The organism is Mycobacterium sp. 2-64, assembly GCF_035918375.1.
Taxonomy (GTDB): Bacteria; Actinomycetota; Actinomycetes; order Mycobacteriales; family Mycobacteriaceae; genus Mycobacterium; species Mycobacterium intracellulare.
In genome coordinates this window covers 3,600,567-3,621,621 of the sequence record NZ_CP142361.1, presented here as the reverse complement: position 1 = coordinate 3,621,621, position 21,055 = coordinate 3,600,567, and the positions used below count along the sequence as shown (strand labels likewise).

General features: G+C 65.9%; 22 protein-coding genes. 5 read left to right on the top strand and 17 right to left on the bottom strand.

Annotated features, from left to right (window positions below; translation table 11 throughout):
• Positions 1-31: 31 nt before the first annotated feature.
• Positions 32-799, top strand: a complete 768-nt coding sequence (locus QGN31_RS16900; protein WP_014384344.1) for a DUF2249 domain-containing protein — start codon at positions 32-34, stop codon at positions 797-799.
• 96 nt (positions 800-895) lie between these two features.
• On the opposite strand, the gene QGN31_RS16895 is transcribed toward QGN31_RS16900, so the two are convergent.
• The 7 genes from QGN31_RS16895 to QGN31_RS16865 form a co-directional block, all read right to left on the bottom strand.
• Positions 896-1,087, bottom strand: coding sequence for a ferredoxin (locus QGN31_RS16895; protein ID WP_041784900.1), 192 nt, complete (start codon positions 1,085-1,087; stop codon positions 896-898).
• A gap of 37 nt (positions 1,088-1,124) precedes the next feature.
• Positions 1,125-1,598 (bottom strand): hemerythrin domain-containing protein, encoded by a 474-nt coding sequence (locus tag QGN31_RS16890; protein ID WP_014384346.1) that lies wholly within the window; start codon positions 1,596-1,598, stop codon positions 1,125-1,127.
• Between the two features lie 37 nt (positions 1,599-1,635).
• On the bottom strand, positions 1,636-2,082 hold the full coding sequence (locus QGN31_RS16885; RefSeq protein WP_014384347.1) for an OsmC family peroxiredoxin: 447 nt from the start codon (positions 2,080-2,082) through the stop codon (positions 1,636-1,638).
• 89 nt (positions 2,083-2,171) lie between these two features.
• Positions 2,172-3,305 carry a mandelate racemase/muconate lactonizing enzyme family protein gene (locus QGN31_RS16880; RefSeq protein ID WP_014384348.1) on the bottom strand — a complete coding sequence of 378 codons (1,134 nt, stop codon included), beginning with the start codon at positions 3,303-3,305 and terminating at the stop codon, positions 2,172-2,174.
• A 4-nt stretch (positions 3,306-3,309) separates the two neighbouring features.
• Positions 3,310-3,636 (bottom strand): carboxymuconolactone decarboxylase family protein, encoded by a 327-nt coding sequence (locus QGN31_RS16875; protein WP_041785533.1) that lies wholly within the window; start codon positions 3,634-3,636, stop codon positions 3,310-3,312.
• A 44-nt stretch (positions 3,637-3,680) separates the two neighbouring features.
• Positions 3,681-6,476, bottom strand: a complete 2,796-nt coding sequence (locus tag QGN31_RS16870; RefSeq protein WP_043955689.1) for an aconitate hydratase — start codon at positions 6,474-6,476, stop codon at positions 3,681-3,683.
• Between the two features lie 86 nt (positions 6,477-6,562).
• Positions 6,563-7,543: an Acg family FMN-binding oxidoreductase gene (locus tag QGN31_RS16865; RefSeq protein ID WP_014941670.1), complete on the bottom strand. Its 981-nt coding sequence runs from the start codon at positions 7,541-7,543 to the stop codon at positions 6,563-6,565.
• 130 nt (positions 7,544-7,673) lie between these two features.
• On the opposite strand from QGN31_RS16865, the gene QGN31_RS16860 reads away from it, so the two are divergent.
• Positions 7,674-8,408: a helix-turn-helix transcriptional regulator gene (locus tag QGN31_RS16860; protein WP_014384352.1), complete on the top strand. Its 735-nt coding sequence runs from the start codon at positions 7,674-7,676 to the stop codon at positions 8,406-8,408.
• Positions 8,401-8,838, top strand: a complete 438-nt coding sequence (locus QGN31_RS16855) for a group III truncated hemoglobin (protein WP_014384353.1) — start codon at positions 8,401-8,403, stop codon at positions 8,836-8,838. Before QGN31_RS16860 ends, QGN31_RS16855 begins: the two co-directional genes overlap by 8 nt.
• Before the next feature lie 15 nt (positions 8,839-8,853).
• Here the strand turns inward: QGN31_RS16855 and QGN31_RS16850 are convergent, their stop codons facing one another.
• Both QGN31_RS16850 and QGN31_RS16845 read right to left on the bottom strand, forming a co-directional pair.
• Positions 8,854-9,600 carry a succinate dehydrogenase/fumarate reductase iron-sulfur subunit gene (locus tag QGN31_RS16850; protein WP_041784902.1) on the bottom strand — a complete coding sequence of 249 codons (747 nt, stop codon included), beginning with the start codon at positions 9,598-9,600 and terminating at the stop codon, positions 8,854-8,856.
• 116 nt (positions 9,601-9,716) lie between these two features.
• A complete protein-coding gene (locus QGN31_RS16845) occupies positions 9,717-10,124 on the bottom strand; it encodes a cupin domain-containing protein (protein ID WP_232065583.1) in 408 nt (135 codons plus the stop codon).
• A gap of 52 nt (positions 10,125-10,176) precedes the next feature.
• Here QGN31_RS16845 and fdxA point away from each other — a divergent pair, with 52 nt between their 5' ends.
• Positions 10,177-10,530: a ferredoxin gene (gene fdxA / locus QGN31_RS16840; protein ID WP_043954708.1), complete on the top strand. Its 354-nt coding sequence runs from the start codon at positions 10,177-10,179 to the stop codon at positions 10,528-10,530.
• Positions 10,531-10,735: 205 nt separating this feature from the next.
• On the opposite strand, the gene QGN31_RS16835 is transcribed toward fdxA, so the two are convergent.
• The 4 genes from QGN31_RS16835 to QGN31_RS16820 all read right to left on the bottom strand — a co-directional run bounded on the left by QGN31_RS16835 (position 10,736) and on the right by QGN31_RS16820 (position 15,040).
• A complete protein-coding gene (locus QGN31_RS16835; RefSeq protein WP_014384357.1) occupies positions 10,736-11,203 on the bottom strand; it encodes a GreA/GreB family elongation factor in 468 nt (155 codons plus the stop codon).
• A gap of 96 nt (positions 11,204-11,299) precedes the next feature.
• Positions 11,300-12,577, bottom strand: a complete 1,278-nt coding sequence (locus tag QGN31_RS16830) for an NAD(P)/FAD-dependent oxidoreductase (RefSeq protein ID WP_014941671.1) — start codon at positions 12,575-12,577, stop codon at positions 11,300-11,302.
• A 132-nt stretch (positions 12,578-12,709) separates the two neighbouring features.
• Positions 12,710-13,336, bottom strand: coding sequence for an Rv1733c family protein (locus QGN31_RS16825; RefSeq protein WP_036458622.1), 627 nt, complete (start codon positions 13,334-13,336; stop codon positions 12,710-12,712).
• Positions 13,337-13,516: 180 nt separating this feature from the next.
• Positions 13,517-15,040, bottom strand: coding sequence for a PucR family transcriptional regulator (locus QGN31_RS16820; protein ID WP_014941673.1), 1,524 nt, complete (start codon positions 15,038-15,040; stop codon positions 13,517-13,519).
• Positions 15,041-15,370: 330 nt separating this feature from the next.
• Between QGN31_RS16820 and QGN31_RS16815 the strand changes: the two genes are divergently transcribed.
• Complete coding sequence (locus tag QGN31_RS16815; RefSeq protein ID WP_009976203.1) at positions 15,371-16,468, top strand: 3-keto-5-aminohexanoate cleavage protein; 1,098 nt, start codon at positions 15,371-15,373, stop codon at positions 16,466-16,468.
• A 34-nt stretch (positions 16,469-16,502) separates the two neighbouring features.
• Here QGN31_RS16815 and QGN31_RS16810 read toward each other — a convergent pair whose 3' ends face one another.
• From QGN31_RS16810 to QGN31_RS16795, 4 genes are all read right to left on the bottom strand, one after another.
• Positions 16,503-17,273: a slipin family protein gene (locus QGN31_RS16810; RefSeq protein ID WP_009976204.1), complete on the bottom strand. Its 771-nt coding sequence runs from the start codon at positions 17,271-17,273 to the stop codon at positions 16,503-16,505.
• Positions 17,270-17,896, bottom strand: a complete 627-nt coding sequence (locus tag QGN31_RS16805; protein WP_014941674.1) for a hypothetical protein — start codon at positions 17,894-17,896, stop codon at positions 17,270-17,272. The genes QGN31_RS16810 and QGN31_RS16805 overlap by 4 nt, the downstream gene beginning before the upstream one ends.
• Before the next feature lie 2 nt (positions 17,897-17,898).
• On the bottom strand, positions 17,899-20,223 hold the full coding sequence (locus tag QGN31_RS16800) for a nitric-oxide reductase large subunit (RefSeq protein WP_014941675.1): 2,325 nt from the start codon (positions 20,221-20,223) through the stop codon (positions 17,899-17,901).
• 122 nt (positions 20,224-20,345) lie between these two features.
• Positions 20,346-20,840 carry a hemerythrin domain-containing protein gene (locus tag QGN31_RS16795; protein ID WP_014941676.1) on the bottom strand — a complete coding sequence of 165 codons (495 nt, stop codon included), beginning with the start codon at positions 20,838-20,840 and terminating at the stop codon, positions 20,346-20,348.
• Positions 20,841-21,055 lie beyond the last annotated feature (215 nt).

Below are 21,055 nucleotides of genomic sequence, written 5' to 3'. Positions count from 1 at the left end.
GCGACCGGGCTCAACGGAAAGGAACCAAAACATGCCAGCCAACGATGTGATCGTGGCGTCCACAGCTGCCGACGCCGCGGCGGTCGAAGCCATCACCAACCACAACGCGCAGCTCGCGGGGCAGCTCGCGGTGCTGACCGATGCGATGGTGTCGGCGCTCGAGCGCGGTGCGGACTTCGAGTCGGCGCGATCCTCGACCCTGGCATTCCTGGCCGATCAGCTGCTGCCCATTGCCGCCGCCAAAGAGGAGCGGCTGTACTCGGCCGCCACCCACACCCAACGTGCGCGGCCCCTGATCGAATCGATGATCGCGGCGCACCGCATCATCGGCTCCCTCGTCGACGGCATCCGTACGGAACCGCCGGTGCGCGCGGCCGGTTCCGCCCACGCCCTGCGGGTGCTGTTCGACGCACATTTGGTTGACGAGAACGAGCGGATCCTGCCGATCGTCGCCGCCGACCCGGATATCTCCCTGATGGAGGTGGCCGAGGGCATTAACGAACTCCTCGGCTATGCCCCCTCCGCCAACGGCGACGAGCACTCACACAACTGCGGTTGCGGCGAGACCGATGTCGACGATCCCGTGCTCGACGTCCGCGAGGTGCCGCACTCGATCCGGCACGCCACCGTGTTCGGTGCGTTCGATGCCGTTCCGCCCGGCGGCGCCCTGGTGCTGGTGGCGCCCCACGACCCGATCCCATTGCTGCACCAGCTCAACGACCGCGCGTCGGGGCGGCTTGAGGTCTACTACGAGCAGCGCGGGCCGGAGGCGTGGCGGTTACGGCTGATCAAGGGGTGAGTGGCGACATGTTTGAGAAGCAGCCTGAATCCCGTTGGTTGTCAGGGTAATTCGTAAGGCTGCAGGCTCGACGAGTCAGGCCAGACCTCGTGGCTTCTAGTCTTCGCGCGATAGCGCCGCGCGAGGGCACGCGGCGATGGCCTGCTCGGCGAGTGCTTCCTGCTCAGCGGGGATGGGGTCGGTTTTGACCACGGCGTACTCGTCGTCGTCGAGCTCGAACACATCGGGTGCGATGTTCACACAGAAGGCATTGCCCTCACAGCGATCACGGTCCACTACCACGCGCATTGAGAATCTTCTTCGGTACTTCAGCGGGATGAAAGCCTCACGCACTGGCCTGCTGGCACACCCATCCTTCGGGAGTGCGTCCGGTCTCGATGAACCGGGTCAGTTCCGCGCTCGTGTGCGGCGGCAGGTCGGTGTCGGCGTTCGGATAAATGACCGGCTCTTCTTTGGAGTTGTGCTGGTGAAGCTGGTCCAACAGCTGCGTGCACGTATCCCTCAGCCGCTGACTGTCGCTCCCGTCAGCGAGCAGCTCGGCCAACTCGCCCATGGTGTGCCACAGCTGGCCGTGCTCACGCATCATCACGAAGATCGGCATCACGATCCCGGCCTCGCGCAGCGGCGGGAACAGGAAGACCTCCTCGAGGTAGATGTGCCGGCGCAGCGCCTCCAGCGTGTCGGTCATTAGTTCGCGCTGCACGCTGCCACAGTCGAGCTTTTCGATGAAAGCCTCTATCGCATCATCGATTTCGCGGTGTTCTCGCGTCAGCTCGGCGGATAATGTCAGGCTGGTCATTCGTGCCTCCTGTGCGTCAGCCCGCGGGACGGGCGGGTTACGTCTCGTCGAGCTTGGCGTCGACGCTGATCGTGGCGCCGGCGAACAATCGCGATACCGGGCACAGGGCGGCGGCCTGATCGACCACGGCGGCAAAGGATTCGGCGTCCAGCCCCGCAACGCTTGCGATGACTTTCAACTGCGATGTGGTGATGGTCGGCACGCCATCGACCGCGTCCAAGGTCACGGTGGCCGTGACGTCGAGCCGCTGTGGCGGCGTGTTGTTCTCACCCAGCTTCAAGGCCAACGCCATCGAGAAGCACGACGAGTGCGCCGCCGCGGCCAATTCTTCCGGGCTGGTCTTGCCGCCGGGCTGCTCGGTGCGCGAGGCCCAGGTCAGCGGCAACCCATCAAGGGCTCCACTGCTGCCCTGCGACAGCGTGCCTTCGCCGGATGCCAGCGGGCCTTCCCAGGTGGTCCGTGCGGCCCGTTCTGCGATGCTCATATCTTCGACCTCTTTCTGTTGCCTGCCATTTACACAAGTCCAATTGTGTAAACTCTAGACCGTTCCGTCGTGTGTTGGCCAGAGCGCCGTCATGGTGTCGTCTGCCGACGGTAAGCGCTGATGACGTCCGGGTCGGGGTCCATTCCCAGGCCCGGACCCTGCGGGACCGCAATCCGGCCCCCTTTCGGGCTCAGGGCATCGCCGTAGACGGACGCTTCCAGCTCGAACCAGCGCCACTCGATCATGGAGTCGACGTTGCCCAGCGCAGCGGTCGCATGAAGCGCCGCGAGCAACCCGGGGCCGTCGTAGAAGGAGTGCGTCATCACGGGAATGTTGTGGACGGCCGCGATGGGAAACACCTTGCACAACTCGCTGATGCCGCCCATCTTGGCCGGGCTCGGCTGCACAAAGTCCACCGCCCCCGCGCTGAGCATCCGCTCGAATTCCAGTAAGGTCGAAGCGTTCTCGCCGGACGAGATCGGAATGCCGGTTCTTCTTCGCAGTTCGGCCAGTCCGTCGAAGTTTTCCGGCGGCCACAGCGGCTCCTCGAGAAATTTGAGCCGAATCTGCCTGAGTTCGCCAGCGGCGGCACCGGCCTCGGCCAAGGTCCAGGGGCATCCGGCGTCCACGATCAGCTCGACGTCGGGGCCGGCTTCTTCACGGGCCGCGCGGATTGCCGGCATGCCCGCCTCGTGCAGCTTGAGCACGCGGAAGCCGGCGTCGATTGCTTGCCGGACCACGGCGCGCACCAGCGATGGGTCCGAATAGCAGGCCAGGCTCGCATAACACGGCATGGTGGCGGCTCCGCCACCGAGAAGCCGGCAGACGGAAGCGTTGGCGAGCTTACCGGCGATGTCCCACAGGGCGATGTCGACCGCCGAGAGCCCATAGGTCAACGCGCCGCCGCGCCCGAAAACGTGCAGCTTCTTTTGCGCCGCCAGCATCAGGGGCGCGATCCGCGCAGCGTCCTGGCCGATGCAGAGCGGTGAGATCAGTTGCTCGACAGCAAGTTTGGCCGAATCGACGGCGCGAAAGCCGAAGGCTTCCCCCCAACCCTCGACCCCGTCGCGGGTCGTCACCTTGACGAGCAGCGAGTCTGCGGCAGTCAGCGTGTCTCCCCACAGGGACGCTCCGGGTGTGCTGTCCACCTTGAGCGGGATGCGCAGTGGAACCGTCTCGACCTTGGCGATGACTGCGGCGCGGTCGCGGGCGATCGGAGGCATGCGACTATTTGGCGAGTGCCGTGAGGGCCAGGGTGGAGTGGGCGTAGGCGCCGCCGGCGCGCATTTCGGCGGCCACCCAGACGGCCTCCATGATCTCCTCGTCGCTGGCGCCTTTGCGGTGCGCGAGCTTGGTGTGGCCCTGAATGCAGTACGGGCACTCGGTGGTGTGTGCCACCGCGACGGCAATGAGCTGTTTGGTCTTCTCCGGCAGGGCGCCCTCGGCGAACACCGCGCGGGAAAACGCCTCGAAGGCCTCGTGGGTATGCGGGGCGAGTTCTTTGCGACGGTTGTAGACCTCCTGGGTGGCCTGTGGGTACATTCCGTCTGCCATGAGCATCTCCTTATCGAGTTGTGTTGTCCGGCGGGCAGTTTGGACTACTTTTTGCCCAGCAGTTTCCGCAGCACGTACTGCATGATGCCGCCGTGCCGGTAGTAGTCGGCTTCACCGGGGGTGTCGATCCTTACCTTGGCGTCGAACTCGATGTCGCCGGCCTTGACGTGCACGGTGTCGGGCAGCTCGTCGTTGAATGCACTCACACCGGTGATGTCGAAGGTTTCCTCACCGGTCAGTCCCAACGACTCGGCATCCTGTCCGTCCGGGAACTGCAGCGGCAACACTCCCATCCCGATCAGGTTGGAGCGGTGGATGCGCTCATAGGAAACCGCCAATACGGCGTGCACGCCCAGCAGCAGGGTACCCTTGGCCGCCCAGTCTCGCGACGAGCCCGAGCCATATTCCTTACCCGCCAGGATCACCAGCGGCGTGCCGGCTGCGATGTAGTTCACCGACGCGTCGTAAATGGTGGTAACCGGCCCGTCGGACTGGGTGAAGTCGCGGGTGAAACCGCCTTCAGTGTCCGGGGCAAGTTCGTTGCGCAGCCGGATGTTGGCGAACGTCCCGCGGATCATCACCTCGTGGTTGCCGCGCCGGGATCCGTAGGAGTTGAAGTCTTTGCGCTCAATGCCGTTCTCGGACAGATACTTTCCGGCCGGCGAATCGAACCTGATCGAGCCGGCCGGGCTGATGTGGTCGGTGGTGACCGAGTCGCCCAGCTTGGCCAGCACCCGAGCGGCGGTGATGTCAGCGACCGGCTGGGGTTCGGGGGTCATGCCGTCGAAGTAGGGCGGCTGTCGCACGTAGGTGGAGCCGGCATTCCATTGGAAGGTGTCGCTGTCCGGAACCGGAAGGGAACGCCAGTTCTCGTCGCCGGTGAACACGTCGGCGTAGCTGGCCGCGAACATCTCGGCCTGCAGGTTGTCGCCGACGACGGTGGCGACCTCGTCCGCCGACGGCCAGATATCGCGCAGGTACACCGACTCGCCGTCACTGCCGGTGCCGATCGGGTCGCTCAGCAGGTTGGTGTGCAAGGTACCGGCCAGCGCGTAGGCGACCACCAGCGGTGGGGAGGCCAAAAAATTCATCTTGGTCTCGGGGTGAATGCGGCCCTCGAAGTTGCGGTTGCCCGATAGCACCGAACATACCGTCAGGTCATTGTCGGTCACCGCTGTGCTCACCTCGGGGATCAGCGGGCCAGAGTTGCCGATGCACGTGGTGCAGCCATAGCCCACCAGGTTGAAGCCGAGCTTGTCCAAATACGGTGTCAGTCCCGACTTTTCGTAGTAGTCGGTGACCACCCGCGAACCCGGCGCCAGCGACGTCTTCACCCAGGGCTTGCGCGACAGCCCCTTCTCCACCGCCTTCTTGGCCAGTAGTGCGGCGCCTACCATCACCGACGGGTTGGAGGTGTTCGTGCACGACGTGATCGCCGCGATCACCACGTGACCGTTGTCGACTTCGGTGCGGGTGCCATCGGACAATTCGACGGCCACGGCGGTCGATAGCCACTCACCCTCGACGCAGTCGGTGTCCGGCGTACGCGGTCTGCCCGCAGGGCTGCTGGTGTTGCCGAACGCGATCGGGTCGCTGGCCGGGAACGAGTCTGCTGAAGCCTCATCGAGTTCGGACAAGGCCTCCTCGGTTGTCTTCGCCCCGCCGAGCAGCGCGCACACGGTCTGCGGCGCCAACCGCAGCGGGATGCGATCTTGCGGCCGTTTCGGCCCGGCGATCGACGGCTCGATGCTGCCCAGGTCCAACTCGAGGACTTGCGAGTACGTCGGCTCGCGGTCGGGGTCGTGCCACATGCCCTGCTCTTTGGTGTAAGCCTCGACCAGCTTGATCTGGTGTTCGGAGCGGCCGGTCAGCCGCAAGTAGTCGCACGTGACGGCGTCGACGGGGAAGATCGCGCAGGTGGCCCCGTACTCCGGGCTCATATTGCCGATGGTGGCCCGGTTGGCCAGCGGCACGTTGGCCACCCCGGGACCGAAGAATTCGACGAATTTGCCGACCACGCCGGTACGACGCAGCAGCTCGGCCACGGTCAACACCAGGTCGGTGGCCGTGGTGCCGGCCGGTAGTTCGCCGCTGAGTTTGAGGCCGACGACCGGCGGGAGCAGCATGCTCATCGGCTGGCCCAGCATCGCCGCCTCGGCCTCGATGCCGCCCACGCCCCAGCCCAGCACCCCCAGGCCGTTGACCATCGGGGTATGCGAGTCGGTGCCGACCAGGGTGTCGGGGTAGGCCAGCGGGCCGTCCGCGCTGTCGCGGGTGAACACCACTCGGGCCAGGTATTCCAGGTTGACCTGGTGGCAGATGCCGGTGTCTGGAGGCACTACCGAAAAGTCGTCGAATGACTGCTGCGCCCAGCGCAGCAGTTTGTAGCGCTCAGCGTTCCGCTGAAACTCCAGCTCCGCGTTGATCTTGAACGCGTCCGCGCGTCCGAAGACATCGGCGATCACCGAGTGGTCGATCACCAACTCGGTCGGGCACAGCGGGTTGATCCTCTTGGTGTCGCCGCCCAGATCGGTGATGGCGTCGCGCATCGCGACCAGGTCGACCACACATGGCACGCCCGTGAAGTCCTGCATCAAGACACGGGCGGGGGTGTAGGCGATCTCCCGCCCACGTTCGGCGGCCGGATCCCAATCTGCCAGTGCCTGGACTTGCTCGGCGGTCACCAGATGGCCGTCTTCGTTGCGCAGCAGATCTTCCAGCAGAACCTTCAGGCTGTACGGCAGCCGGGCCGAACCGTCGATTCGATCAAGGCGGTGGATGAGGTATGTCTGCTCGTCGACCGTAAGCCGGTCCAGGGTTCCAAAGCTGTTCAATGCCATCGCATTCACCTCACCGGTTGTGGGCGACCCCTTCACCACCGTAGTCAAAGAAGCGGATCAAAGGACAGTGGTCGCGGGGGCGAGACTCAACTCGTCAGCCGCAAGACGTCGGCGAGCGCGCGCCGCGGCGTGGGTGGTGGTGCCGCGTCGAGTGCCGGTGCGACACCCACTCGGATCAACACCTGGGGGAGGTCGGTGTGGCCCGTCAGTGCCGCGAGTAGTTCACGGCTGACCGATAGTTCGGTCAGTTGCGATACGGGGCAGGTGGCCAAACCGGCCATCGTGCATTCCAAAAGGACGCTCGACAGCACCTCGCCGCACGCCAGCGCGTTGGCGTGACTGTCATCTTCGGTGGACAACATCAGGATCTTCGAGAAATCCCGCGACACCCCGCCGCGCCTGTCCAGATTGCGGGTGAAGGGAAAGTGGCGATTGACGCCTACCCGCTCCGACTCGGCGGCCGAAATCAACGAGCTGTAGGGGATCCCTTCCGATGCTTCGAACGGCGCTGTCCACCAGTCGAGTTCGATATGGTACGAGGAGTCATACAGGCGCAGCGACTCGGTGAACGCGGCGGCTTCGGCCAACCGCGGGCGCATCTCCTCCGGCAGTACATCCAATCGCACCGCGCCGGTGCCGAGCCGGCCGCGAAGCGCGGCCTCCAACGATTCCCAGTCGACGGGCGCGAGGAACGGCAGCCGATCGGTTCGGCGTCGCAGGATCGCGTCGGCGCGTCGCCGCTGCTCGTCCGTCACTGCGTCCGTGGGGACGAAGGTCACCCGGGCCAGGTGCGCGGGATTGTCCGGATCGGGAAACCGGTCGACCTCGGCGCTCCAGCCCGCGGCGGCCATCGCCACCCGAAGGTGTTCGAGCGCACCGCCGCAGCCGATGTGGGCCTCGCGCATCGATCGATCCGCGTGTACGACACGGGTCACATCGAGAAACAGGTCCAGCCGGGGGCCATCGGCCACCCACCGCCACGGTTGGGTGTTGTACAGGGACGGGGCGCGGCATGCCAACCGGACCGCGTTCTCGATGACCTGGGCTTCCACCATGGTGTCCAACACGGCGCACCTCCGGTTTCTCTGGTGTCCCAATGTCGTTCGCTACCGAAGACATGTGGGGCGTGTGGTGCTATTATTAATGAATAATATCATCGAAATAGCTGGAAGGCAACCGGACGAGAGGACGGACGGGGTGGGCGAGCAGCACGGAGACGAGGCCGGACGGCCGCACCGCGCGGCACAGAACCGGCAGCGCCAACGAGTTCTTGAACTGGTGCGCGAGCATGGCGAACCGGTCGATGCGGCCGAACTCGCCGCGCGGCTTGGGCTGCACACGACGACGGTGCGTTTTCATCTCGACGCGTTGTGCGCCGAGGGACTGGTCGAGCGGACCCGGATCACGAGGACCGGTGTGGGCCGGCCCCGCACCGGCTACCGCGCGGTGCGCGAGCGACTGGACTATCGAATCCTTGCCGAAATATTGGCCTTGGAGCTCGGTGACACCGCCGACAAGAGGCGCCGCCGCGCCGAAGCCGCCGGCCGGCGCTGGGCGGAACGGATCACCGACGACGGCCCGGACGAAGACGCTGCGGGACAACATGTTCGCGCCGACACCGCACCGAAGGAGGCCGTCGAGCAGCGGTCGGCGATGATCACGACGATGTTCGAACGGATGGGATTCGGTCCCGAACCGGTTCCCGCTCGACGATCGTCCCGTGGCGACCAGCGGACCATTCGCCTGCACAGCTGCCCGGTCCGTGATCTGGCTCGTGATCATCCCGAGGTGGCCTGCGCGTTGCACCGGGGCCTGCTGCAGGGCCTGGCGGGCCCGACGAAGCCGGTTGGTTCGGCGCCGGGGATGGAGGTCGAATTGGAGCCGTTCGTCGAACCCGAATTGTGTCTGGCCACGGTGATCGCGCATGACTGAGTTGTGTGTTCCCGTTGGCCAGGCGGACGCAGATCTGGTCGCCCGCGCGGACATCGAGGCGCTGTTGCGCCGGTTTTATGGCCGGGTGATGTTCGACGACACCCTCGCCGAACCCTTCTCGGAGTTGCGGAGCAAGGGCCTGGAGTCGCACATCCCGGTGATGGCCAACTTCTGGGAAACGGTGCTGTTCCGCGCCGGACTGTACCGCGGCAGCGCATTGCACGCCCACCGGCACGTCCACGAACGAATCCCGTTGGGCGACCGTCACTTTGTCCGCTGGCTGACCGTCTGGAACGACACCGTCGATGAGATGTTCCGGGGGCCCATCGCGGAGCGCGCCAAGATCCAGGGCGCCCGCATCGCCTGGGCGATGCACCGACGGCTGACGGGCGCGGACTCGCCGGAACTCGACAGCCTGGTCCCGCGCTGAACGCCGAGGGGCGTACTACCGGCGAAAGAATTTGCGCCCCAGCCAGGCCGCCGGGTCGTATCTGCGGCCGGCGACGCGTTCCTTCATGGGAATGATGGCGTTGTCGGTGATCTTGATGTTCTCCGGGCAGACCTCGGTGCAGCATTTGGTGATGTTGCACAGTCCCAGTCCCTGCTGATCGTGGGCGAGGTCTCGTCGATCGGCGGTATCGAGGGGATGCATCTCCAGTTCGGCGAGGCGAATGAACATGCGTGGTCCCGCATACGCTCGCTTGTTGTCCTCGTGGTCACGGATCACGTGGCAGACGTTCTGGCACAGGAAGCATTCGATGCACTTGCGGAACTCCTGCGAGCGCTGGATGTCGACCTGGGCCATCCGGTACTCACCGGGACCAAGATCCTTCGGCGGTGCAAAAGACGGTATCTCTCTGGCCTTTTCATAGTTGAACGAGACATCGGTGACGAGATCGCGAATTACCGGGAAGGCTCGCATCGGGGTGACGGTGACGGCTTCGTTCTCGGTGAAGCTCGACATGCGGGTCATGCACATCAACCGCGGGTAGCCGTTGATCTCCGCGGAGCACGACCCACATTTGCCCGCTTTGCAGTTCCAGCGCACTGCGAAGTCGGGAACTTGCGTGGCCTGCAGCCGGTGGATGATGTCAAGTACGACCTCGCCCTCGTTGACTTCGACGGAGAACTCGTGGAATTCGCCCCCGTGCTCGTCGCCGCGCCACACTCGAATATTCCCGTTGTAAGTCATCAAACGCCTCCGTCCCGTCAGTAGGCTATGCATCCAATCGGTCCCTGCCGCGCAGGAAATAGCCAGCGAGCCGACAACTTCCTTGAATCAAGGATTGTTGCCATCGCGTCCTTCAACTACGGCGGCAGGATTTTCCACTTGTGGTTCACCGTCAGGTAGCGAAGTCCGTCCGGGCCGGCGATGAACTGCGGACGCGCCCGACCTGGGAGCCATAACACGGCGCCGGGCGCCAGTTGGATCGTGTTCTTTGCGGTGGTGAGCCGGCCGCTACCGGACAGCACGTGGATCATGGCGTCGACTTCGGTTCCGGGGGCGTCGATTTCGCCGTCGGGCGGCAGCGTGACAATGTTCCAGTCCAGGTGTTGTTCGCGCATGCCGGACCGCTTGGCCACTCGGGCGTTTTCGGGCAATCGGCCTGTCGGCAAGCCGGCATCGGCGGCCAGGACCGTCGATCGCGTGCCGGCCTTGGGCAGCCGCGCGGCGCCGAGTTCGTTGTCGGCCAGGGGTTTCGCGTTGTCGGTCATCGGCGCCCACTCCATCTGGTTTATACAACCGCACTTGTGTAAACTCTACAGCATGGCATATGTGATAGGGAAGCCATGCGTGGACGTGATGGATCGGGCCTGCGTCGAGGAGTGCCCGGTCGACTGCATCTACGAGGGTGGCCGCGCGCTGTACATTCATCCCGACGAGTGCGTGGATTGCGGGGCGTGCGAACCCGTTTGCCCCGTCGAGGCGATCTACTACGAGGATGACCTGCCCGAGGAGTTGCAGCCGTATCAGGCGGACAACGCGGCGTTCTTTTCCGACACGCTGGAGGGCCGTGACGGGCCTCTCGGGTCGCCGGGCGGGGCCGCCAAGATCGGCCCGCTCGGCGTCGACACACCGCTGGTGGCCAGCCTGCCCAAGCAGGAACCCGAGGAAGGGTGAGCGCGGTCGTCATGCCACGCGAGGCGCCGCGGGGAATCTCGGGGTGAATGTCGCGGGCGTGCCGCTGCTCGTCGCCTCGTGACGTGATCCTCGCCTCGCCCATCACATCCGCCCGTACGCGACGGCCATCAGAAGAAAGATCCCCGCGACCAGAAGAAACATCGTCGCCAGCGGGTCGATCACATCGAAAATCATGGGATCGCCGTCAGCTGAGGCCCGCGAGGTGAACGCCGTAGGGGACGGCCTTCAGGAGGGTGACGCTGAGTGCGACACCGCTGGGCAGGGTATAGCTTCGCTGCTCGCCTGGACGCGCACCGGCGATGGCGGCGCCCAGCGGTGATCGGATCGAATAGACCTCCATGCCACCGTATTCGGCGCCGCGCACGCTGAACAGAAAGGTTTCGACCTCGCCGGTGTCGTCGTAGCGGATGGTCAAAACCATGCCGGGCTCGGCGATCCCGTCGTCGGGTGGATCCTCACCGACGACCGCGTCGACCAACAACTCATGAATCCGTCGAATGCGGACCTGCCACGCGCGTTGGACAGCGATCGAGTTGTCGTCATTGGCACTGCCGACGGCGTTGGTGTCACACAACTCCCGCAGCGTCGCCAGTTCCCGTTGGAGCCGCTCATAGGCCTGCGGCGAAATCCATGCGGGTTGAGTGCTGGTCATATCTTTCCCTTTCTTCTGACAGCGTTCGAGTGCGCGAGAATGTGGGGTTGGTCCCGCCGGCGCGGGCGAGCCCTCGCCGAAGGTTTGACGTGGGGGTTATCGGGTGGCGTTGCGGAGGGTTCTGTTCCGCGGGTCGAACTCCGCGAGGGCCTGGGGCTGCTTGCCGGTGGTGATTTGTTCGGCCAACAGCCGCCCGGTCACCGGGCCATGCGCCAAACCCCAGATGCCGTGCCCGCCGGCGACGTAGACGCCACGCGCCAGCTCACCGATCAGTGGCCGGCCATCGGGGGTGACCGTGCACGCACCGACCCAAACATTGCTGCGCGCGGCCCAATCCACCCCGTCCAGCAGGGAACTGGCGGCGGTGGCGATGGCCTCCACCCGCTCGCGTGGGTGCGGCTGGTGGCGGCGACGGAATTCCAGCGCACCCGAAACACGCAGCGCGCCTTTGTAGGGCGTGCACGCCACCCGGATGTCCGGCAGGTAGATGGGCGCCAGTATCGGGCGTGCCACGGGCACGGTGAACGAATAGCCACTCTGGGCCTGGACCGGGACGCGCAGCCAGCGACCGGCCAACCGCGACAACCGATCACCGGTGGCGATGACCGCGGCATCGGCGGTCAGCGGGTCACCGCGGCGCGGCCGCACCACGGCACCGCCCGGGGAGCCGTGAACGTCCTCGATTTCCAGCCTGTGCATCGCCGCCCCGCGGGCCAGCACCGAGCGGCCCAGGGCTTCGACGAACCGTCGGGGATCGACGAATCGCTGGCCGTTGATGTTCAGCCCCGCGGTGACCGCCGGCGAGGCCAAGGGCACTTGCTCGCGCAACGCCGCGCCGGAGAGCGCGGTGACATACATTGGCTGTCCGGCGTTTTCGAGCTGCTGCAGCATTTGCAGCATGCGCTGCGCTTCTTTGGTGCTGCCAAACAGCGCGGTGATCGGCGCGTCGGTGACCGGTGTGTCGACGCCGTTGGCGATCAGCACATCGAAGGCTTCGATGCAGTCTTCGTTGAGCGCCACGCCGGCCCGCAGGGCCCGAAGCGGCGAAGAACGCCGATAAGACGGTGACAACTGCATGAAAAACGCCCCCAGCTGCGCGCCCACGGTCGACGGCGTCTGTGCCGGCGCTACCGGATCGCGAAGGGCGTGCAGCTCGTCGCGCAGCCCACCCGACGGCTGCAGCGGCAGGGTCAGCGCCGGGGCGATCCATCCCGCATTGCCCCACGACGCACCCGCGGCAACGCCGGTGCGATCGATCACCGTGACGTCGACGCCACGTTCCTGGAGGAACCATGCCGTGGACAATCCGACGATGCCGGCGCCCACGACGATCACCGATCGGGGTCCGCCGTCAATCGGTTCGACGCCACCCATCGCGCACCTCCGCAGCTGGTCTTCTGACTGGTGAGGTCCATGGTGGTGTGGGTGGCTGCCGCTAGGTTTGCCGGAATTCGACAACGCGGGCGTGAACCGTTGTTCCGAACCGACAACGCGTTTGCCGTCACCTCACCGATGCCCGACCAGGCTGTCGAAGTCCCGTTGCCATCGGGCATAGCGCGACCGGTCGAGCGCGACGCGGACGACGGCGAATAAGCCTGCCGCCAACAAACTCATGGTGGACCAGGTCGCCACGGCGAACGCCACACCCGCGTCGACAGCGGTCCGCACCGCTGGGCGCACCGGGGCGCCCTTGGCGTCGACCCAAATCTCAATCGCGTCACCGGTTTTCACGTTCAGGGGTGCGGCGACGTCGCCGGTGTGCTCGATCCCGTCGACCGACCATCGTGCGGGCACCGTCACCGTTGGGCTTTCGAGATCCCTGCGCGGGTGGCTGTCCCCGATGGACGTCGCGGTCAGCTGCCGGCGACCCTGCGCCTGTTCGGCGTGAACGCGGCTACTGGACTCGTGGACGGCGGTTCCGACGGCGGCCCCGATAGGTATCGCCAGCAGCGAGATTGCTATGACCAACACCAACATCAGCGCCTCGAGCCGGTCGCTGGCGCGTATCAGCGGGTTGTGCCCGAACAGCCGCGAGGACAGTCCCCGCGGCAACGGCACGGTGAAGCTCTCCATGGCGGCGCCATCGTCCGGGTCGCCTGCGGGCCGAAGATGATCGGGACGGTGGGTGCTCATCGGATGTTTCCTATCGACGGGTCGGCGCGGGCTTCGATCGCACACGGCAGCCGGAAACACGCCGCCACTGAAACCGGCCACGGGTGACAACCTCATGATGGCGGGCATGATCGCCAGAGGGTTTGCCGAGCCAAGACAACCGGGCCGCGGCGCTTTGTCGGATCCCGACAGCCCCGTCGGTCAGTCGGTGTCGGTTGCGGCGAGCTCGATCATCATCGCCAGCCGCTTTCTGGCGTCGTCCAACGACAGGTTGGTGAGCTCGGCCATTTTGCGCAGCCGGTAACGGACGGTGTTCTCGTGCACTCCCAGGCGTTCGCCGGCCTCGGTCGGGTCGCCCTGGGCCTGTAGCCACGCTCGCAGCGTGAGCACGTAGTCCGTGCCGTTGGCCTGGTCGTGGCGGCGCAGTTCGGCCACCGGTCCGCGGGTCGGGGCGCGCCCTGAGCGTGCCGCGGCTCGCAGCCGCTGCAGCAGGATGTCGTCCCACGACTCGTCGTAGGCCGGCGGCGCGCCGGTCGGCGACATCTCGTGCAATGCCAGGCATTCGTCGGCCTCCTGGCGGGCGGCGGCGAGGTCCGCCAGCTCGGCCACACCGCTGATCCCGGCGATCACCGTCACCCGCTCGGGCAGGGCCGCGTGCAAAGTCGTCACCCAGCGCCGCGCCGTCGCCGCGTCCTCGCCGGGGAGCACGGTGTAGACGATATTGCCCGCCAACGCGCTGCGCCCCGGCCGTGACCAGCCGAACCCCGTGGTGGCGCGCTCGAACGCCAACAGCAACGCCGCATCGCGGTCGGCCCCGACGAACGCCTGCACCGCGATCACGCGCAAACCGTTGTGCGCCAGGCCCAGCCTGCTCGCCACCGTGGACGCGTCGGCCGCGCCCTCCAGCAACCGGATCACCAGTTCGGACTCGACCTGGCGCTCCAGGTCGGCGCTCGCGCGTGACCGCAGCAGGTGCAGGGCCACGGTGTGCGCGCCATCGGCCAGGGCCCCGCGCGCCGCGTCGTCCAGCGGCGCCGGGCATGCCACCCACACCGACCCGATCAGTTCCGCGCCGGATCGCACCGCAACCACCATGCGTCCGGTCAGACCCTGGTCAGGGGCCTCGGCGATAAACAGCGGCTCGTCGGAGACCGCCAGGTGAGCCAGCACCCCACGCGCCTCGAACAGCGCGCGTAGTGGTTCCGGCGTCTGCCGTCCAAGGATCGTCTCGACCCGTGCCGGGTCTGCATGTTGCTGCAGCCTCGAGTACGCCAACACCCGCAACAGACGGTCGTGGATGACGACGGCGCTACCGATCGCGTCTGCCAAACTATCGGCCAGCGCGAACAGATCGGTTGGGCCGCGCCCGGATTCCGTCTCGCGACCTTCCAGCACCAGGCCGTAGACCACCGCCGCGACCGCGCTCCATGACACCGCCTCGTCGATGACCATCACCGCGCCGACACCGGCGTCGCTGTCAAAGGTCACCGGTGCGTCACGGTCGCGCAGCACCACCACGATCGCGCGGGCCGACGCCGCCCAGCGCACCGCCTCGTCGTGGGAGCCGGCGCCGATGGCCAGCAAAACGTCGCCGACGACCGGCCGTTCGGAGGGCGGCTCGTGGACGACCACGCTGCGCAGCTCGGTCGAGCGGGGCACCGACGACCAACGCAACCGGACGCCATACCCACCCAGGACGTTCACCAGGCGGTCCAGTGTGATCATGCGCCGGCTCCAACGGTGTGCAGAAACGAGAGGTAGGTGCCTTGTATTGTGCCCCGGATCGCGAGCGGTAAGCCGATTGTGGCTGCGGAGTCGGAATTCGCAGCGGTCTACCGCGGGTTTCGGCCGGACCGCCCTAGGCGGTCAGCCGCAGTGAGGCAAGCCATTACGCCGCGCCAGCCGTCCCATGCGGTCCGTTCTGGTCAACGCGCCCGACGACGTCTAGACTTTTCACAATTTCATTTGTAAAAACATAGGGCGGGCATGTGCCGCGCGGGCCGCGATCAGCCACCGGCCGGCGATGGGCATCTGCGAAGAAAGGGCAGCGGCGCAATGAGTTTTCGCGACGACGGCAAGGTGTACCTCGAAGTCGGGGTCAACGAAGACGCCAGCAAGGATGAAAACCCGAATGTGCCCTACGGCGCCGAAGAGACGGCGCGCGACGTGGTCGAGTGCATGCAGCGCGGAGCCACCGCCGTCCAATTCCATGCCCGCTACGACGACGGCCGGCAGGCGTGGGCCGACGACGAGGTCTCCCGCACCATCCTGGCTGCCGCGGCCCGCGACGTCGACCCGTTGGCCTACCCGGGCTACGCCGGTAGCCTCGACCACATCTGGGCGCTGGCCGAGCACCCACCCGCCGGTACGGGACTGCTGCTCGCGCCGTTCGACCCCGCCCAACACGTCAAGCGTGTGCTGTGGCAGGAGGACGAAAACCAGTTCAAGACGGTCGGTTTCGACGATTCGAACGGTTCGCAGCCGTCTTACCCGCCCGAACTCGACCGGTTCACCAAGCTGGGCCTGGTGCCCAGCATCGGTGTGTTCAACGACGTCGACTTGCGCTGGGTGATACTGGCGGCCCGCATCGGGATCTTGCGGCAACCGCTGAACATCAAGTTGTTCTTTTCCGATCGCTGGGTCTCCTATAACGATCCCGACCCCGATGTCCTCGATTACCTGGTCTCGCGCATCCCGAAGTGGATCGACCACGAGATCGTTGTCGTTCCGTATGCGATGAGCTCCGCCGAACGGCGCCAAGAGCTTTGGGAACATGCGCTCAACCGCGGGCTCGGCATCCGGGTGGGCATCGGGGATTGCCCGACGATATCGCGGACCACCACCAACGCCCAGCTGGTGGATCGCGCGGTCAACCTCGTGACCAAACGGGAACTCACGCCCGCCACGCAGGATGACGTACGCGCCCGCTTCGCCGCGGCCGAGGTGGATGAAAGCGAGTTGGTAAGGGTCGTCGTCAACCGGAACCGGTGTATGGGATGGGGCGTCTGCTACTCGCACGCGCCAGAGATCTACCAACCCGATGCCGAGGGCTACTGTGTCGTCGTGAAGCCCCACGTCGACCCCAGCCTGCTGGAGAAGGCCCTCGAGGGCGCAGCGAGCTGCCCGGAACGGGCGATCCGCGTCGAGGTGTGACATCGCCTCGCGGCCGGACGATGCCCAGCGAGGATCACGGCGGGGGTGTCACCGAGCGCTGCAGGAAAGGCGTGAGTATGTCGACGGGCAGTGGGAAAACCACGGTCGAATTCTGATCGGCGCCCAACTCCAAAAGTGTTTGCAGGTACCGGAGTTGAAGCGAGGCCGGATTCTTCGACAGGGTCTCGGCGGCCTGGCTCAGCTCGTCGGACGCCTGTAGTTCGCCGCGGGCGTTGATGACCTTGGCACGGCGTTCACGCTCGGCTTCGGCCTCCCGGGCCATCGCCCGCTGCATGGATTCGGGGATCTCGACGTCCTTGATTTCCACGACCCGGACCTCGATCCCCCAGGGCCGGGTCTGCGCCTCGATGATGGTCCGAAGATCGTTGTTGAGGTCCTCGCGTTGGGCCAGCAGGGTGTCGAGGTCCGCGCGGCCCAGCAGCGAGCGCAGGGTGGTTTGCGCGATCTGTGAGGTGGCCACCGCGTAGTTCTCCACGGCGAGAATCGCTTTGAGCGGGTCGACCACCTGAAACATCACCACCGCATTGACCCGGGCGGGCACGTTGTCGCGGGTGATCACCTCCTGCGGCGGGATGGTCAATGTCACCACCCGCTGATCGACCCGAATCATCTTGTCCACCAACGGAATCAACCACCGCAGGCCAGGCCCGTACAACGGGCGGGCATGGCCCATCCGGAACACCACGCCACGCTCGTACTCGCGCACCACCGCAAGCGAAAGAAATGTCAGCACGACCACCAGCACCGCGATTGTCACCCCGGCCACCCACAGCAGCGCGCTCACGTCGCCGCGTCCTTCTCCGGTCGGCCCGCGCCCCAGCGGGTCGAATAGCGGTCGACCGCGAGAGCCGCCTGGTCTTCCAGCGCGGAGCGGTGCGCCACGTGCCCGGGAGCGTTGGACGGGGTACGCCACAAATGGCCCGCCAGCGGCGTCCCCGCCGCCAGGGCGATGGCTATGACGCCGATCAGTACCAGCAGGTCGGCGGGGGAGTGCAGCCTGGCAAGCATCACCAGCGGCATCACCACCCCCAAAGCTGCTACGCAGCAAGCGATGCCGCGGTGAAAGCGTCCGGCTTCGGAATGCGGCCAGGGGTCGATCTCGCGGCTGATCTCGCGCCCGTGCTCCGAAGTCGTACAGGTCGATTTGATCGGGCAGCTGTTGCACACGCTGGGCTTGGCCCGGTAACGCATCACTCGGTGCTTCGGATCGAAGGAACTCGGCCACAGCCAGTGGTCCTCCGGGCACACCCACGCGTCATGGTCGGCGTGGTAACGGAATTGGCCGCTACGCCACTGCGCGGCGCGCTGCGACACGCGCCGTGCCATCGCGTCGACACCCCAGGCGGTGGCCACCAGTGCCAGTGCGTACCCGGCAACCAGCCATGCCGCGGCGGTGGGGGATGTCATCGTCAACCCTTCTGCGATGCAGCCGGAGTCGGGTCGAGTTCGGTGTAGAGCGGATGTTCGTGCAGCTCGTCCCTGGTCGGCGCGCGTCGGACGTTGCGTATCGCGGTCCACGCGATCCAGACGAACGGCAAGACACCGCCGAGGATGAAGACGAAATCGCCGGGCAGCCGCAGCCATTCGATCAGCGAGTTGCCGGGACGGGTGAGGTAGCCCAGCGACCGCGCCTCGAAATACCCCGTGCTCACGGAGTGGTACAGCTGCAACACCCCCAGCGGCAGCAAGGTGGCGAACACCATCCACGCCAGCCCGATGTTCATGCACCAGAAGGACAGCCGCGCCCACTTCTCCGGCCACTTGTCGGCCGGGATCGCGTAACGGAAGGCGAACATGGCCAGCCCGACGGCGAGCATGCCGTACACACCCATCATCGCTCCATGGGCGTGGTTGGCGGTCAGCGCGGTGCCGATCTGGTAGTAGGACACGATGGGCAGGTTGATCAGGAACCCGAAGATGCCCGCGCCCAAGAAGTTCCAGAATCCGACCGCCACCAGGAACATGACCGCCCAGCGATGCGGGAACGGTGTTTCGTGGCTTTGTTGGCGAGATCCCAGCTGGAGGAACGCCCAGGCCTCGACGGTCAGGAAGGTCAGCGGGATCACTTCGGCGGCGGAGAAGAACGCGCCCAGCGCCATGTGTTCCACGGGCGTGCCGGAGAAATACAGGTGGTGCATCGTCCCGATCACACCGCCGGCGGAGTACAGGATGATGTCGAGGAAGATCACTCCGAGCGCGATCCGCTCGCGCACCACCCCGAGCAGGACGAAGATGTAGGCCACCATCACGGTGGTGAACAGCTCGAGGAAGTCCTCCACCCACAGGTGGACCACCCAGAACCGCCAGAAGTCGGCCACCGAGTAGTGGGTGTCGTGGCCCGCCAACAGGCCCACGGCGTAGAAGGCCGGGATCGCCAGACCGGTGAAGAAGAACATCCACGGCAGGTTCATCTTCGACTCGCCCTTGAGCTTGCCGCGGATGCCGCGCCAGATGATCGCGATCCACAGGAACAGGCCGACCGTCAGCAGGATCTGCCACAGCCGCGGCAGGTCGAGGAATTCCCACTGCTGGGAGAACAAGCCACCCGCGGGAATCACCCCGTAGATCGAGAGGGCCTCGCAGATCAATGAGCCGCCCACCACCAAGACGAGCGCGCCCAGCAGCCCGTACACCAGCCAACTCTGCCGTCGCGGTTCCCGACGGCTGATGAAGGGCACCAGGAAGATTCCCCCCGCCAGAAACGCGGCCGCCGTCCAAAACAGCGACAACTGCACGTGCCAGGTGCGGGCGAGGTTGAAGGGCAACAGCTTGGCCAGATCCAGCCCGTAGAACGCCGACAGGTCGGCGCGGTAGTGCTCGACGGCGCCACCCATCAGGGTCTGCGCCAAGAACAGCACCGAGACGATCGCGAAGATCCAGATCGCGGCGCGCTGCGAGGCGGTCAGTCCCACCTCGCCGGGCTGGCGGAACGACAACGTGGATGCCTCCGCGCTGTGCCACCCGATCTTCTGGCTCCACCGCCCGTACACGGCGAACATGATGCCGGTCCCGCCCAGCAACGTGACCAGCGACAACACCGACCACACCACGATCGATGCGGTGGGACCGTTGTCGACGCGCGGCTCGGCCGGCCAGTTGTTGGTGTAGCTGTAGCTGTGACCCGGCCGCTCGGCCGCGGACGCCCAGGCCGTCCAGGCGAAAAACGCAGTGAGGTCATGGATGTCGGCCTTGCTGGTGATCATCCGCGGCAAGAGGCCGTACTTGGTGGAGTTCTCGCCGAAGTAATCGGCGTAATGCTGCTGGATGTGGTCGAACGCGGCCGCCTGCTTGTCGGTGAACACCAACGTCTTGGTGTCGGCGTTGTAACGGTTGGTGCGAAACTCGGCCACCACCCGTTCCTTCGCGTCGGCCGCCCCCTGCGCCCGCCATTGCTCGGCCACATCGTTGGTCGACATGCGCAGGTATTCCGCGGTGTAATCGGGTCCGAGGTAAGCGCCATGCCCCAGCACCGAGCCGTACTGCATTAGGCCGCGCGCCTGATAGAGCTCCTGGCCGCGGGTGATCTGGGCGCCGGTGAACAGCGTCTCACCCGACTCACTAACGACGTTGGCCGGCAACGGCATTGAGGCGGTGTAGGTCCGATACACCAAGATGCCCATCACCAGGAACCCGAAGATCATCACCAGGGCCACGCCTTGAGCCCAGCCCTTGCCGATCAATGACGTGGCGGGTGCCGGTGTCGACGTTCGTGACGGTGCTGATCGGATTGCCATGTGCCGGTGCGCTCCTCGGGCTGAAGGAAGGAGGGAAACGTGTCCGGGTAATTACACAATGGCGATTGTAGAAATTCACTATGAGCTGCATCACGCCCGAGTGCGGGGGCGCATGACCCCGGTTAGCCGGTTAGCGGACCGCGTTTCGTGCCCGCCTGCTGGCAAACCCATCCATCGGGTATGCGGCCCGTGACGACGAACCGGGTGAGCTGCGCGCTCGTCGGCGCCGGCAAATCGTAGTCGGCGTGCAGATACACCACCGGCTCCTCTTTGAAGTTGTGCCCGTGCAGTTGGTCCAGCAGCTGGTTGCAGGTGGCGTCGAGCAGTGGACCGCCTGTCCGGTCGGCGAGCAGTCGTGTCAGGGCTTCCATCGTCCGCCATAGCTCGCCGTGTTCACGCATCATCACGAAGACGGGCATCATGATCCCCGCCTTGCGGATCGGCGGGAACAGGAAGGTCTCCTCCAGGTAGATGTGCCGGCGCAGCGCGTCCATCGTCGCCCTCAGCAGCTCGGGTTGCCGGTCGCCGCCGTCGAGCTTTCCGACGAAACATTCGATTGCAGCGCCTATTTCGCGGTGTTGCCGCATGAGTTCGGCGGATAACACCCGGTCGGGCATCACGTGCTCCTCTACGTCAATGTGCAGATCGGGGCGGGCCAGTTCCTAGAAGGCGGCGGGTCAAGCCGGTGGTGTTGCCGGCGACGAGGCAAGGTTCGGTTCCCGCTGCCCGACAGCGAGTCCCTGCTGTAAGCCCCCGATGAGCTGCTGTCGCTGGGCGGGGGCGCCGGCAGGGCTGGTCTGTGCGCAGCTGCAGCTGAGGCCGCCAAAGGGAT

Excerpts from the sequence above, each read along its gene's own strand:
- QGN31_RS16800 (WP_014941675.1), bottom strand. The coding sequence starts at position 20,223 with ATGGCAATCCGATCAGCACCGTCACGAACGTCGACACCGGCACCCGCC.
- QGN31_RS16875 (WP_041785533.1), bottom strand. The coding sequence starts at position 3,636 with ATGGCAGACGGAATGTACCCACAGGCCACCCAGGAGGTCTACAACCGT.
- QGN31_RS16885 (WP_014384347.1), bottom strand. The coding sequence starts at position 2,082 with ATGAGCATCGCAGAACGGGCCGCACGGACCACCTGGGAAGGCCCGCTG.
- QGN31_RS16870 (WP_043955689.1), bottom strand. The coding sequence starts at position 6,476 with ATGGCATTGAACAGCTTTGGAACCCTGGACCGGCTTACGGTCGACGAG.
- QGN31_RS16845 (WP_232065583.1), bottom strand. The coding sequence starts at position 10,124 with ATGACCGACAACGCGAAACCCCTGGCCGACAACGAACTCGGCGCCGCG.
- QGN31_RS16815 (WP_009976203.1), top strand. The coding sequence starts at position 15,371 with ATGAGTTTTCGCGACGACGGCAAGGTGTACCTCGAAGTCGGGGTCAAC.
- QGN31_RS16835 (WP_014384357.1), bottom strand. The coding sequence starts at position 11,203 with ATGACCAGCACTCAACCCGCATGGATTTCGCCGCAGGCCTATGAGCGG.
- QGN31_RS16880 (WP_014384348.1), bottom strand. The coding sequence starts at position 3,305 with ATGCCTCCGATCGCCCGCGACCGCGCCGCAGTCATCGCCAAGGTCGAG.
- QGN31_RS16825 (WP_036458622.1), bottom strand. The coding sequence starts at position 13,336 with ATGAGCACCCACCGTCCCGATCATCTTCGGCCCGCAGGCGACCCGGAC.
- QGN31_RS16805 (WP_014941674.1), bottom strand. The coding sequence starts at position 17,896 with ATGACATCCCCCACCGCCGCGGCATGGCTGGTTGCCGGGTACGCACTG.
- QGN31_RS16820 (WP_014941673.1), bottom strand. The coding sequence starts at position 15,040 with ATGATCACACTGGACCGCCTGGTGAACGTCCTGGGTGGGTATGGCGTC.
- QGN31_RS16795 (WP_014941676.1), bottom strand. The coding sequence starts at position 20,840 with ATGCCCGACCGGGTGTTATCCGCCGAACTCATGCGGCAACACCGCGAA.
- QGN31_RS16855 (WP_014384353.1), top strand. The coding sequence starts at position 8,401 with ATGACTGAGTTGTGTGTTCCCGTTGGCCAGGCGGACGCAGATCTGGTC.
- QGN31_RS16895 (WP_041784900.1), bottom strand. The coding sequence starts at position 1,087 with ATGCGCGTGGTAGTGGACCGTGATCGCTGTGAGGGCAATGCCTTCTGT.
- QGN31_RS16900 (WP_014384344.1), top strand. The coding sequence starts at position 32 with ATGCCAGCCAACGATGTGATCGTGGCGTCCACAGCTGCCGACGCCGCG.
- QGN31_RS16890 (WP_014384346.1), bottom strand. The coding sequence starts at position 1,598 with ATGACCAGCCTGACATTATCCGCCGAGCTGACGCGAGAACACCGCGAA.
- QGN31_RS16850 (WP_041784902.1), bottom strand. The coding sequence starts at position 9,600 with ATGACTTACAACGGGAATATTCGAGTGTGGCGCGGCGACGAGCACGGG.
- fdxA (WP_043954708.1), top strand. The coding sequence starts at position 10,177 with ATGGCATATGTGATAGGGAAGCCATGCGTGGACGTGATGGATCGGGCC.
- QGN31_RS16830 (WP_014941671.1), bottom strand. The coding sequence starts at position 12,577 with ATGGGTGGCGTCGAACCGATTGACGGCGGACCCCGATCGGTGATCGTC.